Annotated in this window: 14 protein-coding genes; 8 read left to right on the top strand and 6 right to left on the bottom strand. The window is 53.8% G+C overall.

All coding sequences use genetic code 11. From position 1 onward, the window contains the following. The first annotated feature begins 107 nt into the window (after positions 1–107). From sat to C4520_15865, 8 genes are all read left to right on the top strand, one after another. Complete coding sequence (gene sat / locus C4520_15900; protein ID RJP17693.1) at positions 108–1,265, top strand: sulfate adenylyltransferase; 1,158 nt, start codon at positions 108–110, stop codon at positions 1,263–1,265. A gap of 11 nt (positions 1,266–1,276) precedes the next feature. Then, positions 1,277–2,653, top strand: a complete 1,377-nt coding sequence (locus tag C4520_15895; GenBank protein RJP17692.1) for a phosphodiesterase — start codon at positions 1,277–1,279, stop codon at positions 2,651–2,653. Positions 2,654–2,673: 20 nt separating this feature from the next. After that, positions 2,674–3,276, top strand: coding sequence for an adenylyl-sulfate kinase (cysC, locus tag C4520_15890; GenBank protein ID RJP17691.1), 603 nt, complete (start codon positions 2,674–2,676; stop codon positions 3,274–3,276). A gap of 31 nt (positions 3,277–3,307) precedes the next feature. Beyond that, positions 3,308–4,618, top strand: coding sequence for a hypothetical protein (locus C4520_15885; protein ID RJP17690.1), 1,311 nt, complete (start codon positions 3,308–3,310; stop codon positions 4,616–4,618). 60 nt (positions 4,619–4,678) lie between these two features. Further along, positions 4,679–6,760, top strand: coding sequence for a nucleotide pyrophosphatase (locus tag C4520_15880; protein ID RJP17705.1), 2,082 nt, complete (start codon positions 4,679–4,681; stop codon positions 6,758–6,760). 71 nt (positions 6,761–6,831) lie between these two features. Next, complete coding sequence (locus C4520_15875; protein ID RJP17704.1) at positions 6,832–8,826, top strand: hypothetical protein; 1,995 nt, start codon at positions 6,832–6,834, stop codon at positions 8,824–8,826. Positions 8,827–8,872: 46 nt separating this feature from the next. Next, complete coding sequence (locus tag C4520_15870; protein ID RJP17689.1) at positions 8,873–9,064, top strand: hypothetical protein; 192 nt, start codon at positions 8,873–8,875, stop codon at positions 9,062–9,064. Between the two features lie 5 nt (positions 9,065–9,069). Then, entirely contained in the window at positions 9,070–9,903 is an 834-nt protein-coding gene (locus C4520_15865; protein ID RJP17688.1) for a hypothetical protein, read from the top strand. A gap of 24 nt (positions 9,904–9,927) precedes the next feature. On the opposite strand, the gene C4520_15860 is transcribed toward C4520_15865, so the two are convergent. From C4520_15860 to C4520_15835, 6 genes are all read right to left on the bottom strand, one after another. Further along, on the bottom strand, positions 9,928–11,004 hold the full coding sequence (locus tag C4520_15860) for a hypothetical protein (protein ID RJP17687.1): 1,077 nt from the start codon (positions 11,002–11,004) through the stop codon (positions 9,928–9,930). Continuing rightward, on the bottom strand, positions 11,001–12,008 hold the full coding sequence (locus tag C4520_15855) for a ParB/RepB/Spo0J family partition protein (GenBank protein ID RJP17686.1): 1,008 nt from the start codon (positions 12,006–12,008) through the stop codon (positions 11,001–11,003). The genes C4520_15860 and C4520_15855 overlap by 4 nt, the downstream gene beginning before the upstream one ends. A gap of 36 nt (positions 12,009–12,044) precedes the next feature. Continuing rightward, positions 12,045–12,842 carry a class I SAM-dependent methyltransferase gene (locus C4520_15850; protein ID RJP17685.1) on the bottom strand — a complete coding sequence of 266 codons (798 nt, stop codon included), beginning with the start codon at positions 12,840–12,842 and terminating at the stop codon, positions 12,045–12,047. A gap of 115 nt (positions 12,843–12,957) precedes the next feature. Next, positions 12,958–14,124 (bottom strand): glycerol acyltransferase, encoded by a 1,167-nt coding sequence (locus C4520_15845; protein ID RJP17684.1) that lies wholly within the window; start codon positions 14,122–14,124, stop codon positions 12,958–12,960. Positions 14,125–14,139: 15 nt separating this feature from the next. Next, on the bottom strand, positions 14,140–15,237 hold the full coding sequence (locus C4520_15840) for an NAD-dependent epimerase/dehydratase family protein (GenBank protein RJP17683.1): 1,098 nt from the start codon (positions 15,235–15,237) through the stop codon (positions 14,140–14,142). A 278-nt stretch (positions 15,238–15,515) separates the two neighbouring features. Continuing rightward, a complete protein-coding gene (locus C4520_15835; protein RJP17682.1) occupies positions 15,516–16,562 on the bottom strand; it encodes a hypothetical protein in 1,047 nt (348 codons plus the stop codon). Positions 16,563–17,251: the final 689 nt, after the last annotated feature.

Raw genomic sequence — 17,251 nt, 5'->3', positions numbered from 1 at the left:
GTCGCGCTTGACATCGTGTTCACAACCGACTAAAATAATATAATCTTTTCTTCAATTGGGGGCGTTCGGGCAATCTGCAGAATCTCGATCTGCAAAGTAGGCTTTTCATGATCAAGCCGCATGGCGGGGCACTGGTTAGTCGTATTGTCGAAGGTCGCGAGCACGAGCTGCTGGAAGCTCAGCTTCCTCAGATGGTTAGCGTCAAGCTGAATGCTCGCGAGGTCAGCGATCTCGAGATGATCGCGACCGGCGCGATGAGCCCGTTAGAAGGGTTCATGACGCAGGACGACTACGTGAGCGTTCTGGACCTGATGCGTCTGGCGAAGGGGCTTGCGTGGACGATTCCGATCACGCTTGCACTGAAGGAGGGTGACCGCGAGGAGGCATATCGGCCGGGGGAGGACGTTGCGCTTTATGACGAGCGGAACCAGCCGCTGGGCGTGCTTCACCTTGAGGATAAATACAAGGTTGATAAAGAGCGGGAAGCGTCGGCGGTTCTTCGGACGACGGACGAGGCGCATCCGGGTGTAAAATATCTGCAGTCGGTTGGCGACGTCTATCTGGGCGGGCGGATAAGTCTGCTGCACCGGCCGAATCACGTTTTGTTTCCGAAATATCGGCTCGATCCGAAGGAAACGAGGGTGTTGTTCAAGGCGAAGGGCTGGCGCCAGGTGGCCGCATTCCAGACCCGCAATCCGATACATCGGGCGCATGAATATCTTCAGAAATGCGTGCTTGAACTCGTCGACGCGATGCTGATCCATCCGCTGATGGGGGAGACGAAGGGAGACGATATCCCCGCCGACGTGCGGATGCGGTGTTACGAGATTTTGCTGGAGAAGTATTATCCGAAGACGCGGGTGGCGCTTTCGATTTTTCCGGCGGCCATGCGTTATGCGGGCCCGCGGGAAGCGATCTTTCACGCGCTGATCCGCAAGAATTACGGGTGCACCCATTTTATTGTCGGCAGAGACCATGCAGGCGTGGGTTCGTACTACGGCCCGTATGATGCGCAGTACATTTTCCACGAATTTGAACCCGAGGAACTGGGGATAAGCCCTTTGTTTTTCGAGAATGCTTTTTTCTGCAGGGCGTGCAACGGGATGGCATCGGCGAAGACGTGCCCGCACGACACGAAAGAGCACATTGTTCTTAGTGGAACGAAAGTGCGGGAAATGCTTCGAAACGGAATGGCGCCGCCGCCTGAATTCACACGACCTGAAGTGGCGGACGTTCTGATTCAGGCCTTTCGGCGGTCTCAATAAAGGAGCTATTTGTGGGCAAACTGCTCATTTTGGGGCTCGATTGTGCCGAGCCCGAACTTGTTTTCAACAAGTGGATTAATGATCTTCCTAACATCAGAAGCCTTGTAAAGAACGGCGTCTTTGGCCCGCTGCACTCGACGCTGCCGCCGATAACCGTTCCGGCGTGGACGGCGATGATGACGTCGCAGGACCCGGGCATGCTGGGCTTTTACGGCTTCAGAAACCGGAAAAGCTACGATTATGAAGACCTCTTTTTTGCGAACGCGAAATATGTGAAGGCGAAGACCTTGTGGAACCATCTCTCGCGCAACCGGCTTCGCTCGCTCGTCTTCGGAGTTCCGCAGACTTACCCGCCTCGCCCGTTGAATGGAACGCTTGTTTGCAGTTTCCTGACGCCGAGCAAGGATGTCCAGTACACCTTTCCCGACGAGGTGAAGGTGGAGCTCGACCGGGTCGCCGACGGCAATTATATTATTGATGTCGAGGATTTTCGGACGGACGAAAAGGACGAGCTGCTCGAGGCGATTTACGTCATGACCGAGCGGCGGTTCAAAGCGTTTCGTTATTTCTATCAGAAGGACTCATACGATTTTGCCATCATGGTCGAAATGGGCATCGACCGCATCCATCACGGGTTCTGGCGGTATTTCGACAAGGGTCATCGGCTGTATGAGCCGGGCAACAAATACGAGAACGTGATTCACGATTATTATGTATATCTGGACCAGGAAATCGGGAGAACGATTGAGAATCTGCCTTCGGATACTTCGGTGATGATTGTGTCCGACCATGGGGCAAAAACGATGGTCGGCGCCATCTGCATCAATGAGTGGCTTCAGCGCGAAGGATATCTGGCGTTGAAGGAGCCGCCGAAGAAGAGGGAGCGTTTCAAGACCAGCATGGTGGACTGGAGCAAAACGAAAGCTTGGGGAGAGGGCGGTTACTACAGCCGCATCTTCATGAATGTGCAGGGAAGAGAGCCCAAGGGCGTCATTCCGCAGGATCAGTACGAGACCGCGCGCGACGAACTGAAGGCCCGTCTCGAGGCGATCGAGGATGAGAGCGGAAAATGTATTCATACCAAGGCATTCAAGCCCGAGGAGGTGTATCGGGAAACAAACGGTATTGCTCCCGATCTGATCGTCTATTTAGGGAATCTGGACTGGCGCTCGGCCGGGTCGGTTGGTGTGGGCTCGGTCTACCTGTATGAGAACGATACGGGACCGGACGACGCGAACCACGCTGAGAACGGCATCTTCATCTGGCGGTCCGGCGGCAATCATCCCGGCGGCCCGCATCCCTATTCCATTTATGATATCGCCCCGACTGTACTGAAGTATTTCGACATCGACATTCCGAGCGAAATGATCGGCACGCCGATCAGGTAGGCAAAAAGGAGGCTTCATACATGAGAGGATTTACTTTGTGGTTCACCGGCATGTCAGGCGCCGGCAAAACGACGCTGTCGCGCATGGTCGAGGAAACGCTGCTCGAGCGCGGCATGAGGGTCGAGGTGCTTGACGGCGACGTTATTCGCAATAATCTCAGTCAGGGGCTGGGTTTTTCCAAGAAAGATCGCGATATCAATATCAGGCGGATCGGCTTTGTCTGTCATCTGCTGACCCGGAACGATGTCGTCGCCATAGCAGCCGCCATATCGCCGTACCGCGAGATTCGGAGCGAGAATCGAAATCTGATCAAGTCGTATGTCGAGATTTTCTGCAAATGTCCGCTCGATGTTCTCAAGGAACGCGATCCGAAGGGGCTTTACAAGAAAGTAGAAAAAGGCGAGATCAAGCAGTTTACCGGCATAGATGATCCGTATGAGGAGCCGCTGGATGCCGAGATCATCCTGGAAACCGACAAGGAGACGGTCGAGCAGAGCTTTAACAAGATTATCCGGACGCTCGAACTGATGAATTATATTCCGCCGTCGGGCATTGAGGACGAATATACGGAAGAAGAAGAAGAGAAGATAAAGGAACGGCTGCGGTCGCTGGGTTATATCTGAGCCCGCATCCTTACATCCGATTGAGAGGGCTATGTCAGCGTTCTGGAGTAAAAAGAAGAGGAAGGTGTGCGTTGTCGGGCTCGATGGAGTCCCGTACACGCTGTTGAAAAGACTGACCGAAGACGGCACGATGCCGGAAACGGCCGAGATATTGAGGAGCGGCCATCTGGCGCAGATGAAAGTGACGCTTCCGGAGATCTCGGCGGTGAGCTGGCCGAGCTTCATGACGGGCGTCAATCCGGGACAGCACTCGATCTTTGGGTTTGTCGACCTCAAGCCTCATTCCTACAGCCTGCGGTTCCCTTCCTTTGGGGACGTACGGGTTCCGACGATATGGGACAAGCTGGGCGAAAAGAAGAAGAGGAGCATCGTCATCAATCAGCCGTCAACGTATCCGGCGCGGCCGATCGAGGGCGTGCTCATTTCCGGGTTTGTCGCGCTGAGCCTGAAGAAGGCGGTACATCCAAAGTCGCTGTTGCCGAAGCTGGAGCAGGACGGCTACATCATCGATATCGACACGATGCGCGCGCGCGAGGACCACGCGTACCTCGTGAACGAGCTGAACCGGACGCTTGATGCGCGCCAACGGACGGTCAATTCACTGTGGGACAGCGAAGAGTGGGACCTGTTCGAGGTCGTCGTGACCGGCACCGACCGGCTGCACCATTACCTGTGGTCGGCGCTCGATGATACCTCGGATCAGCATCATGAGGCGTTTTTGAACTTTTATCGGCGGGTGGACTCATTTATCGGGTCGATCCATTCGCGTTTTCGACGGCTCACGGGCGCCGGCGAGAATACTCCCGGCTTCTTTATACTCTCGGACCACGGATTTACCGGCATCAAGAGCGAATTCTATTTGAATGCCTGGCTGAAACAGGAGGGCTTCCTGAAACTTGAGGCGGAAGAAGTCGATTCGATTGAGGCCATTAGTGAGGGTTCTCTTGCGTTTGCGCTTGATCCGTCGCGCATTTACTTGAACATGACAGGGAAATATCCGAAAGGTTCGGTGAAGCCGGAGGATGTTCGCTCGATCGTTGCGGATATCAAGGCGGGTCTGAGCGAGCTGTCGTGCAACGGTGACCGTGTCGTAGAGAAGGTGTTTGAGCGAGCAGAGGCATATGACGGTCCATTTGCCGAGCAGGGGCCCGATCTGGTGGTTGTATCGAAGTATGGTTACGATGTGAAGAGTTCACCCAAGAAAAAGGAGCTTTTCGGCCGGAGCGCGCTCACGGGCATGCACACGTGGGACGATGCATTCTTCTTTTCCCCGCAACAGCCGCCGCAGAACCTGAACATCACCGATATCGCCGGCATCATTCTGCAGTACATGGAGGGCTAATTGTCCGCATCATCAAAGAGATTCCTATTCCTTCTTGTCTTTTGCGTCCTTATCGTCTCGATACCGAATCCGGCCGCTGCGTATATCGGACCCGGCGCCGGTTTCGCGTTTCTGAGCTCGTTTTTTGTGATCTTTTTGACGTTTCTGCTGGCGTTCCTGTCGATCCTGCTGTGGCCGATCCGCTATCTGCTTGCCTCTTTCAGAAGGCAGAAAGCTTTTGGAAAGAGCCGGGCGGACCGCGTGATCATCGTTGGACTTGACGGACTTGACCCAAACCTGGTTGAGAAGTTCATCATTGAGGGCAAGCTGCCGAACTTCGCGAAGCTGCGCCAAGATGGAACATACAGCCGCCTCGGCACTACGTGTCCGGCCATCTCGCCGGTCGCCTGGTCGTCGTTTATGACCGGCTCGAATCCCGGCCGGCACAACATTTTTGATTTTCTCTCTCGCGACAAAAAGACATACCTGCCCGACCTCTCTTCGGCGCATATTGGGAAACCGAAAAGAACACTCTCGATCGGGAGCTATGTGATTCCGCTCGGCAAGCCGGAGATCAAGCTGCTTCGCAAGAGCAAGCCGTTCTGGACGATTTTGGGCGAGCACGGCATTTTCTCTTCCGTCATTCGCGTGCCGATAACGTTTCCGCCTGAAAAATTCAAGGGCGTGATGTTATCCGCCATGTGTGTTCCCGACCTGAAGGGAACGCAGGGTTCCTTTACTCATTACACCACGAGGCAAGCCGAAGGCCGGTACACCGGTGGCATGGAAATCCTGATGGAGAAGAACGGTAAATCTTTCCGCTCTTACTTCAGCGGACCGGAGAACACATTGCGGAAGGACGCTTCCGAAATGAAGATGCCGTTCGATCTGGTTCCCTTGGGTCCGGATACGGCTGAACTGCGGTTTGACGGACAGAAAACGGTATTGAAGAAGGGCGAGTATTCGGATTGGGTCCGGCTGTCGTTTCGGGCCGCGCCCGGCATGAAAGTGCACGGCATCTGCAGGTTGTTGCTGAAAGAGATCGAGCCGCATTGCGATATGTACATGACACCGATCAATATCGATCCCGCCAAGCCGGCGCTTCCGATATCGCACCCGTTCATTTACAGCATCTATCTGTCGAAACTGTTTGGATCGTACGCAACGCTTGGGTTGGCTGAGGACACGTGGGCAATTAATGAGCGGATCATCGAGGAAAAGGCGTTCAGGCAACAGTGTTATCTGATCCAGGAGGAACGCGAGCGAATGTTTTTCGATACGCTCGAGAAGACGAAACGTGGTCTGTGCACGTGCGTCTTCGACATCACCGACAGGATTCAGCACCTTTTCTGGCGGTATCTTGATGATCGACATCCGGCAAACAGGGACAAGGATGTTGTGGAGTACAAGGATTCGATCGGGAGGCTGTACGCGGATATGGATGCGCTCGTGGGGCGGGTGACCGAGCGACTGACGGATCGGGACGTCCTCATCATCATGTCCGACCACGGGTTCAACTCGTTCCGGAGGGGCATCAATCTGAACTCGTGGCTTTATCTGAACGGTTATCTCCGCTTGAAAGAAGGCGAGACGGCGGGCGAGTGGTTCAAGGGAGTTGATTGGACCAAGACGAAAGCTTTTGCGCTTGGACTCGGGGGACTGTACCTGAATGTGAAAGGCCGCGAATCGAAGGGCATAGTCGAGGCGAGTGAAGAGGCTGAAAATCTGAAGCGCGAGCTGATCGAGAGACTGACGGGATTGCGGGACGACTCGACTGGCGAAATCGGGATCACTTCCGTCTACGACAGCGCCAGCGTGTATTCCGGGCCATATAAAGAGAACGCGCCCGACCTCATTATCGGGTACAACAAGGGTTATCGCGCCTCATGGGATAATGCAACCGGAACGGTGACCGAGACGGTATTCAGCGACAATACGAAGAGCTGGAGCGGCGACCACTGCATTGACCCTGCGCACGTACCGGGGGTCTTTTTTTCAAACAGGAAAATGCGGAAGGACGACATCAATATTATAGACGTTGCGCCGACTGCATTGGAGCTATTCGGCATTCCCGTTCCGCCTTACATGGATGGGAAATCATTGCTCGAGAAGATTGAAAATGAAGCCGATGTCCCTGCCGAAAAGCAGGAAGCGGCAGTTTGATATGGTGAATGCTCCGGGCAACCGGCAAGATGATTAAGGAAAATAGGCCGGAAAGCCTCCGGGGCGGCGAGGTGACAGATATGGACCGTCGCGAATTTCTCAAGCTGATCGGAGTTGGGACCGTTGGGGCGGCTGTTGCGCCTGCGGCCGTTGCGGAGGCAGTTGGAAAGAGCGCCAAATCCTTTTTCACGGGCTCCAAAAAGGTTATCATCCTCGGAATTGACGGGATGGATCCGGTAATTCTCCGAAAGATGATGGATGAGGGGAGAATGCCCTCCTTCTTGAAACTGGCGCAAGATGGCTCATTCAGCGCGCTCGGCTCGAGCGTTCCGCCGCAAAGCCCGGTTGCCTGGTCCGACTTCATCACCGGAATGGATCCCGGCGGACACGGCATCTGCGATTTCATTCATCGTGAACCGGAAAACTATTTGCCGTTTCTATCCACGAGCAAGGCGGAAGGCGCGAAAAGGACGTGGACGCTTGGCGATTGGGTTATTCCTCTTTCCGGCGGGGAAACCACGTTGCTGCGCAAAGGGAGAGCGTTTTGGCAGATACTCGAAGAGAATGGAATTCCGACGAACGTTATCAAGATGCCGGCCAATTTTCCGCCGGCGGAATCGAGCGGCCGCTCACTTTCAGGAATGGGAACACCGGACATGCTCGGCTCGTATGGAACATTCACTTTGTACACCACAAATCCGGCAAAATATGAGGACAAGGATGTTACCGGCGGCAGGATAGTCCCCGTCGACGTTTATCGGGATACTGTGACCGCTCAGATCGAGGGGCCGAAGAATAGCTTCAAGAAAGACGAGCCTACCATCGCCATTGATTTCACCGTGCATATCGATCCGGAGAATCCTGTTGCGAAAATAGCAGTTCAAGACCAGGAAATCCTGCTCAATGTGGGCGAATTCAGCGAGTGGATTCATCTGAAATTTGTGGCCGTCCCGTACCTTCAGAGTGTCAGCGGAATGTGCAGGTTTTACCTGAAGCAGGCGCGTCCCAACTTCGAGTTTTACGTCAGCCCGATCAACATCGATCCGCTCGATCCCGCGCTGCCGATATCCACGCCCGATGATTACGCCGCGAAGCTGGCCAGAAAAATCGGATGCTATTATACGCAGGGGTTTCCCGAGGACACGAAGGCATTTTCGGTCGATGCGCTCGCCGTCGGGGACTATCTGAAGCAGACGGCGATCGTGTTGCGGGAGCGGCTGGCGATGTATGATCTCGCAGTCGAGGAATTCAAAGACGGTCTGCTTTTTTTCTATTTCTGCAGCCTCGACCAGAACTCGCACATGCTGTGGTGGCTGATCGATCCAAAGCATCCGATCTATGAGAAAGAGGTTGCGCAGAAGTACGAGCATGTCCTCTACGACATTTATGCTGCGATGGACAAGGTGCTCGAGAAGGCATTGCGGAAGCTTGACGAGAACACCACTCTTATCGTCATGTCCGATCATGGGTTTGCCCCCTTTTACCGGTGTTTCAACCTGAACACGTGGCTCAAGGATAACGGCTACGTCACGTTGACCAATGATGAAGAGGGCGAATTTTATTCAAACGTTAATTGGGCGAAAACGCGCGCTTACGCGCTCGGCTTAAATGGATTGTACATAAACCAGCGGGGCCGGGAGGGCAGCGGGATCGTCCATCCATCGGAAAAGGATGCGCTGCTCGACGAGATCGCCCGCAAGCTGGAGGAGGTCCGCGATCCTAGTACCGGCGAGCAGGTCATCTTTCGCGTCTACAAGACGAAGGATGCATATCATACCGCGGATGAGCGTCTGACGCCCGACGCGATCATCGGATACGATCGTGGGTATCGTGCTTCGTGGCAGACGGCGATCGGCTCATTCCCCAAGGAATTAATAGTCAATAACGACGAGCGCTGGAGCGGCGACCACTGCGTGGCGACTGAAGTGGTTCCGGGAATCCTTCTCTCAAACAAGAAACTGAAGAACCCGAATCCGCGCCTGCTCGACCTGACGCCGTCGATTCTGTTGGAATTCGGAATACAGCCGCCGGAGAATATGAAAGGCCAGCCCGTTTTTGAAACGTGAGTTTTGAAAATGGCATTATATCCCGGGGTGGGACTAAGGAGGCGAGATGTTCGGATCAAAGATCAAACTTGATAAGGAACTCATGGCGAAGGTGAAGAAATATTCCGATCTGGCTGGATATTCGTCGGTGGAGGAATTCATCACGCACACGCTCGAGCGCGAGATTGAGCGGCTCGAAGAGTCGGACTCGGAAGAGGAAATCAAGAAGAAGTTAAAAGGGCTCGGATATATATCCTGAGAGATTTGGATAACCAACTGATGTACGTCGCGAATTTAGTCATCACGAGAATCTTTGGTGCGCTGTTGAGTCCGTTCAGCGGGCTGTCGCCCATTTGGGGTCTGCTGGCGGTTTCGGTTGTCACCGGAATCGTCCTGGTGGTGATCTTCAAGTATACTTCGAACCAGGCGGCGATCCGGAAGACGAAGGAGAAGATCAGCGCCTATTTCCTGCAAATTCGGCTGTTCAAGGACGATCTCGGCCTGATGCTCGATGCGCAGAAGCGAATTCTGCGGACAAACCTGACGTACATGAAGTACTCGGTGGTCCCGATGCTGATCATGCTCGTTCCGGTCGTGCTGATTCTCATTCAACTCGGCATCCGCTACGAGAACCGGCCGCTGAGGCCGGGCGAAAGCGCCGTCGTGAAGCTGAAGTTCGGGGAACCGATTGAAGCTCTTCCGGTATTGGTGGAGGCAAGTGATGGAATCAAACTGGAGACGCCGCTGTTGCGGTTGCCGGAAGATCGTGAGATCGATGTTCGGATCGGCGCGCTGAGCGAGGGCGAGCACCACCTGGTTGTTGTTATAGACGGGCAGCGGATAACGACTCCCGTAAGAGTCTCTAATCGGATTGAATGCGTTTATCCTGAGCGGGAAAAGTATGCGTTTGCGGGCATTCTGTTTGCACCCGGGCAGAAGCCTCTCCCGCAGGATTCGCCGCTCGAGTCCGTCAGCTTTATTCTGCCGCGGCGCGAATTGAACGTATTCGGTCTGAGCGTGCACTGGCTGGTTTTCTTCTTTGTCGTTTCAGTTGCTGCGGGATATTCCCTCAAAGGGGTCTTCAAGGTGCAGGTTTAAAACCAGCCCGCGCGGTAAGGCGGTTTACATTCCTGTATGCATAGAGTTCCTGCGCAATCCCGCACCCTCCCACGTATAGGGCGGTTCCATTGACAGTTCGATTTTTTCAATGATTTTGTCGCCGTTGCGCTCCCGGAAGAATCCAATTATCTCGCGGTACATCTCCTCTCGAATGTGCCGGAAATATCGCATCTTGCCGTCCGGGCCGGGGACGAATTCGGCGAGAACAAGTTCATCTCGTCCAAACCGCGCGCGCATAACATCGAGCAGCGGCGGCTGAAATCGGAAGGCGCCCAAAACGATTGAATCGATCGTTTCGAGCGGCAGGGCATCAGCAATGAGATCGGCAAGGTTCTCATAGCCGGCTTGCCAATTATGGTAATGGATGATTGGGTCAAGCCTAAGCCCAATCGGATAACCTGCAGACGCGCATTTCCTTGCCGCCTTCAAACGTTCCTCTATTGATGCCGCTCCGACTTCATATTTCCGGCTAATTTCCAATGGGGTTAATGTCCAGGAGACGACCGTTCTTCTGTTGTGCCGGAGCGGCAGAATTGTGTCGATCAGGTCGCTCTTTGTCCGCAGTTCGAGCGTTGCGTTGTGGAATCGGGAGAAGAGCTCGACTGCCTCGGCGGCAAATCCGCTAAAATGCTCGAGCGCGAGCGCGTCGGCTGTCTCGCCGGCATGAAAGAGAATTTCGTCGGATCGTTCGTTCTCGAGAATCTCTCGAACCTGCATAAACAGCTCGTCGGCATTGACGAATATCGTGGGAACCGCGTTCGCGAAATAGCATTGGAGGTAGCAATAGCTGCAATCGAACGGGCAGTTTTCCGCGTGCAGGAGATAATACTCTTTATCCTGGTTGAGCGAATCGTGTCGCCGGAATTCTTTCACCATCGCACCCTGCTTGAGCGCGATCGCCAGATATTTCTTCGCTTCTGTAAACCGCTTGCCGGGAGTTAGATGCGAGAAGTCCAGTCGGCGGTGATCTTCGACATACGAAATGTCTGCACGGGGAAAGCTTTTCAGAATTCGCTGTGCACGAGGATGAGACGCGGCGGCTTTTTCCACATAAATCTTTTGCGGCTCGAACGTCTTCATGTATGACCACCGAGAATTGAAAAGAGCGACCTGATTTTATCGGATGATTCGGGCCGCGAGAGCTTCCGGAGGACATCTTCCAGTTGCTCCGGACTTTTTGCTCGAATGGAAATGCTGATCTCATCGCCTTCCAAGTATCTCGGCGCTTCGATCTTGCAGTTATGGCCGGCTGTCAGCGCACCGGCCAAATTATCGAATTGTGATTGTGCGGCACTCAGCGCAGGATATCTGCTTTTAACCAGCGAATCTCGCAGGACTTGCAATTTGTGGCGGAACGTTCCGGAGACAGCCGATGCCTCCAATTGCCGAATATATTGTGCGGGTTCCAGATTTTTCATCTTCGCGACGTCCAGTATCGTGGGAATCAGCTCTCGGGTTTCATTGAGGTTCGCCTTGCACGCTTGCAGCAGGTCGAAGAGGGCGAGCCGCGCGGGAGGCTCGACGTCGAGCAGGAGGAAAGCCTGTTCCACTCGGAGTTGTTCTCGATGAATCGCCTGCAGCATCGGCGGTTCCAAGGTCGTCAACCGCAGATGATTTTCCAGATGCCGCCTGGATTGCGGCAATTGCAGATGAGGCGCTATCTCGGCAAATAATCGTTCGATTGAATAGCCGACTGCTGCAAATTTCTGAAGCGCAATCGCCTGCTCGACAGGGCTCAGCCGGCGCGACCATTCGCTGTCGACCAGACTGAGCCACAGGCACTTTTCGTCCGACAATCCGACGGGATCGGCCACTTTCACGGGAATTTCGGGAATGCCGAGGCGAAAACATGCTTGAACCCTGTTGAATCCGCAAATGATCTCGTATTTATGTTCTGTTTTTTTCACCAGCGGCGGATTAATCAGCCCCAGTTCTTGTATGGAAGCGGTAAGTGCGCCGACATCGGGCTCGAACGAAAAGCTGAATTTGGCGGCCTCGGGAGCATTGGCCAAGATATTGGCGATTTTCAGCAATCGATATTCCATCTCTTTCCCTTCACTCGCAACAAATGCGAAGTATTGCATTTTGGCTTATGGGAAATCGTAAAGGCGCATCCAGAATTATATACCAGGAGGAAGGGATTTCCTGCAGCGAATGATGAGGAAGAAAGCGATGACGCGCGTCACCGCGAGCTCGGGATACCGGCTCACGCTTTCATCGGTGGCGGTCGGTTCCGAGAAAGCCTCCAGAGTGAAGCCGCTTTTTATCAGCAGGTTCAGCCAGGCACTGAGTGTTCTGCGGAAGACGGGGATTCGGAATTCCGTCTGGCCCTTCAGTTCGGCAGGAATATTTGAAAATCCCCACTGTTCGACTTCACCGGCAGGGGGAGAAAAGTAGTTTCCGCATTCGACGGCGGTCACGGAACCCTTCTCGTCGAAGACATATTTCCAGCGCGGCGTCTGGAAGCATGGATGCGTGATTGAAAATTGGAGGAACCCGCCCGGCTTCAAGGCACGGTATGTCTCGGCCACGACCTTCTCGTGCTCCGGCATATCCATCAAGCTCATGGTTGCGATCGCAAAATCGAATGAATCTGATCGAACCGGCAATTCCAGCGCACTAGCCCTGAGATGCTGTATGCCAAGGGGATGAAGCCGCTCCTCCTCAACGGCATCGCGCACAAAGACCGTGGAGATATCCAAGGCAGTCATTGCCGCGCCGAGGCGGCGGATCAGCCGGGTATTGTTCCCCTCGCCGCACCCGATATCCAATCCTCGAAGTCCGGTCACCGTCGGCAGCATTTCCAGGAATGCCGGAGTGTTGACATGATCCCTGAAGACGTCGTAGCCTAATCGCGACAGTCTGGTCCAGCTTTTGGCGTTCTCATCCCACATTCGCTCGACGTCTCGTTGGTTCATGAGGGCTCCAATTAAATCGGAATATTATGGTGCCGAGTTGGGCGTTCGAAAGAATGAAATGAACCGAGATCAAGCCGAATGAAGCCGCATGCACTATCGCGTTTTCGGCGGCTGATCATCCGAAGAAAAGCGATCTTCTCTTTTTCAGGGCCGAATCGACCATATCCTGAATTGTGGAGCGGAGTTGCCGGTTGAGGCGGTTGACGATCACGTTGTCGCTCAATGCCTCTTCTCCGTACTCATCGTAGCTGATGACGTCTCCGAACTGGATGTACCACTTGGTAGGCAGCGGAAGGAATCCGAGGAGGCCGAGCCAGGGAAAGGTTGCGGTGATCGGGAACAGCGGCATTCCGAACATCTTGCCGAGCCAGTTGGCGTATCCGAGAACGATGTAGATTTCTTCAGCGCCGACGACGGCGCAGGGGACGACCGGCGTCCCCGTTTTGATTGCAAGCCGGATGACGCCTCCGCGGCCGAACCGGGCGAGATTATAACGGTTCTTGAATCCTTTGGCCATCCCCTTTATGCCCTCGGGAAAAACGCCGACCAGTTGGTCGTGCCGAAGCAGTCGTTCCGCATTTTCCTGGCAGGCTCTGACCTGCCCGACGGCATTCATGAATTGCGTGGCAAACGGCAACTGGCCGAACCAGTCCTCGATCAGGAACCGGGCATGGCGGCGGGCCGGATGAAATTTGTAGATTGCGGTGGCAATCATTGCGCCGTCGAATGGGATGACGCCGGAATGATTTGCGACGATAAGCGTTCTCCCTTTGGAAGGCACTTTTTCGATGCCGGAGGTATTCACCCGCCAATATTTTTCATACAGGAACATCATCAACGATTCGAACTTCGTTTCGATATCCGGAACTTTGCCGAATTCATCCATATGCTCCAGCGTCTCTATCAGCTTGTCGTAATCGTGTGGCCGCGAGCCGGGCAGGAGCGAAAGGATTCGCTTCAATCCGCTTTTCAATGACCCGTCCCTGCTTTTTGCAGGTGAAGGCCTCAATTTCTTCACCGGCACATCAAAGGATCCTGTTTCGGATTCCATCGGTTGCGGCTCGATTGACGGAGTTCTTTTTGCCTTTTTCTCGGGTCGCTTCTCGAGTCTCTCCAAGCGCTGTTCGATTCTGCGTTCGACGCCGGCGTACCCATTGTCTTTCTCAGCCGAATCGCGTCGCACCTTGGTTCGCTTCTTTGCGGTTATCTTGGCTTTTTTGACAGATGGACCCCCGGTGGATCTTGCCGCGGGTTTCCGTTTCCGGGTTTTTTCAGTGGCCATTTCGCACCCTCGCTTTTATTTTGGCAGCAGTGTCTCCGCCATTTCGGCGGCGGGAATATCGGCAAGCGCTTCTCCGTCGGAATCATCCTCCGCCGTTGCCGGCCGGCGTCCAACGCGCCCAAGGCGCTTCACTTCGAGAAATTCTTCCAGCGCCTGCCAGGCTGTCTTTTTCGCCTCAAATCCCATGACTTCTTTGGCCCTTGACCCGTCGGCCAGGCAATGATATCTGAGAAAATCGAGGTGTTCCGGCGGGAAAGGTCCGGTTTTGGCAATCCAGAGCGCCCTGATAAAATTTTGGGCCAGCGGGTAAGGCATCGGCACGCTTTTCTTATTAGCCAGCTTGAGGATCATGCTCAGCGGAATGATCCTTTGCCCTACAATGTTGAAGACACCATGAAAATCCTCGTCTACGGCAAGCTTGAATGCATCGATTACATCATCTTCCGAAATGAACTGTATCAGTGGATTGTAACCGAGAACGGTCGGGCAGACCGGCATCGAGAGATAATGAGTCCAGCAATTATCGACGGTTGGCCCTATGATGCTGGAATGCCGCAATACCGTTACGAGCGTATTCGGGTTCGCTTTCCAGAAGCGAAGCAACTGGCGCTCGACTTCCACCAGATCGAGTTGAAACTCGTAGTCCAGCCGAGGCCGCGGCGTGTAATTTTCGTCCATGTAATGAGGATTATCATATCTGGCGCCATAGACCAGGGTACGGCTTGCGACCACGATCTTTCTGATGGCTGCTTCCGCGCATGCGGACAAAACGTGCATTGTTCCGATGGAGGTCACCTCGTGCGCATATGTGGTATCGGAAATCGGCCGCTGGTGGAATCCGGCATGAATCACGGTATCTGGTTTTTCGCCCTCGATGATTTCATAGATCATCTCATCGGCGCGGGGATGGGTCAGGTCTACTTTGTAGAATTTTTCCTTTGTCGATTTTGTTGAAGGTCTTGCAACATCGACCTCCACAATCCTCTTATAATGGTGATCCTGTCGCAGGCGTTTGAGTAGATTGCCGCCAACAAATCCGGATGTTCCGGTCATCAGAACGCATCGGCCGGCGATATCCGGCGCACGACGCGGACGCGAATTATCTTTTGTCATGTAAGTTCCCCCCGCACGAAAGGCATATTTTTTCACCCATTACTTTGCCACCTTTTCCGAGATCTGTCAAGCGATTCTCGTCGTCGAATTTCCGGATCCACATTCCGGGGATATGAAGCCGTGGTAGAAGGTAAAGGGAGGAAAATTCGGTTTTTGTCAGGCTGTGCTGCCGCGTGAAACGCTTCGGGGGAATCCGTTTGCCGGTTGGCTGTGACAGGAACGGGAGCGTACGTGTGAGTGCTCCGAAGAAGCGGAGCATTTCCCGAAGGATATTGAGCCTACGAGGCCACACGCGCCGCAAGTCTATCTATTTGCGTTTCAAGTGATTTCTTGTTCTCTCGCGCCTTCGCCATTTGAGCTTCGGCTGCCCCGGCGCTTTCTTTAATCATATCAAGTTCCGGCTTCAATTTTTCCAGGTCATTCTTCAGTCGCGCGCACTCGCGTTCGGCGGCGTCGCGCGCCGGCAGCGCCTCCTGAAATTGCTCGAGCAGATTCTTCCGCTGCTGTCCCAGTGAGGCGAGTTCGGCCTCGATCTTCTCGACCTGTTCCTTGATCTGCTGGCACAATTGCTGGTGCTGGGTAAATGAGGAATCCGCTTCCGCCAGTTTAGCGTTCAATTGATCAACTTCTTTAGCCCTGTCGCTCAACTCTTCGTTTATTCGATTAAATGCCTCCTCGGCCTCGGCTTCTTCATGAACTGCCATCTCAAGGTCGGCGCGGAGCCCTTTCTCCTTCTTCTGAGCCTCTTGCGCCTCGATTTTTGCGAGTACTCCGGCAGCTTGCATGGCGAGGTCTTTTGCCATCTCGCCGTTTCCGGAAATAAGAGCCTCCTGCGCCTTTCGAAGCAGCTCTTGTGCGTCGGTCTGCAGGGGTTTGTTCATCTGGTCTTCCTCCAGAGCAGGCGTTTGATGGTTGTTAGTGGCGGGTGAATCTCCGTTCCTTGCGCCTTCAGGGCAGGCGGGCGGCGCCGTCCAGTCGCTGGTGAGATCGATGATTTCCGATTCTTCCAATTCGAGCGACTCTCTTACACGCTGTATCAGGTCCGAAACCAGCGTCCACTGGTGCTTCTCCAGCTTCTCTTTCTTGTTCTGGACCAGCGTGAGCTTTTCTTCGAGTTCGATACACACATTCTCGAATTGATCGAGCGACTCCGCGCGCGTGATCGCGCGTATAGACTCGAGTATCTCACACAGATGGCTTACCGCCTTCGGTGGAGGTATCTTTTTCTTCTGCCATCCATTCTCGAGGACGGCCATGTCGTCTTGCAGATTACACAACAACTCGACTTCGCGACGGCGCTCTTCCTGTGGGGGAAGGACTCTCATTTTTCTTACCCCTCTGTTCAATCAAGTGCTTGCTCAAGACTCTCCTCACTTATGAAAGAGCAATAATTGTACCAACAAATCCTACTCATTGGAAATGGAGAATGGAGCCGGCAACCGGCCGAAATGACCGTGCGGACAAGGACGAGAGCCAAGAGAGAGAAGTGGCCTAAATCATGTGTTCAGAATATGTTACAGCAAGGATAAGCTGCAGCCCTTTTATGCATTCGACAACCGACCTATTGAGACGGACGTGCGTTTTGGGCAAGCCACGGAAATGTGCAGCCTTACAAAATTGTTCGAGTTGATGGAAAAGAAAATTCCGGGCTAAAATCTCAGATTTTTGTCTTTGACCTCGTGACCCCAGCATAATTATCATTGACTGCCTTGAAGCCACACGGTGCGAATGAATTCGCACCTACCGGTAAAACCATGTGCGTTTACCAGGAAGAAGATTTAACCGCAGGAGCGCAGAGTTTTCGCAAAGAGCGAAAAGAGAGAGAGAAAAGCATAGGATCTCCCGCATGTTTGATGAAACACAGGCGAGACACACACGCCGCCAGGCGTGGAGAATGAGTGAAAGAAAAGAAGAGGTGGTAGTGTAGGCTAATTTCTGTAAAAGTAGACAAAGCGGCCAGCTTTGTGCTCCAATCTTTGGTTGTAGTTGTAGGGAAATCAAAGAGAGGAGGACA

The sequence above is a fragment of the Candidatus Abyssobacteria bacterium SURF_5 genome, assembly GCA_003598085.1.
In the GTDB taxonomy this organism is placed as follows: Bacteria; Abyssobacteria; SURF-5; order SURF-5; family SURF-5; genus SURF-5.
The sequence above is the reverse complement of the archived record's forward strand: the minus strand, read 5'-3'. Positions and strand labels throughout refer to the sequence as shown.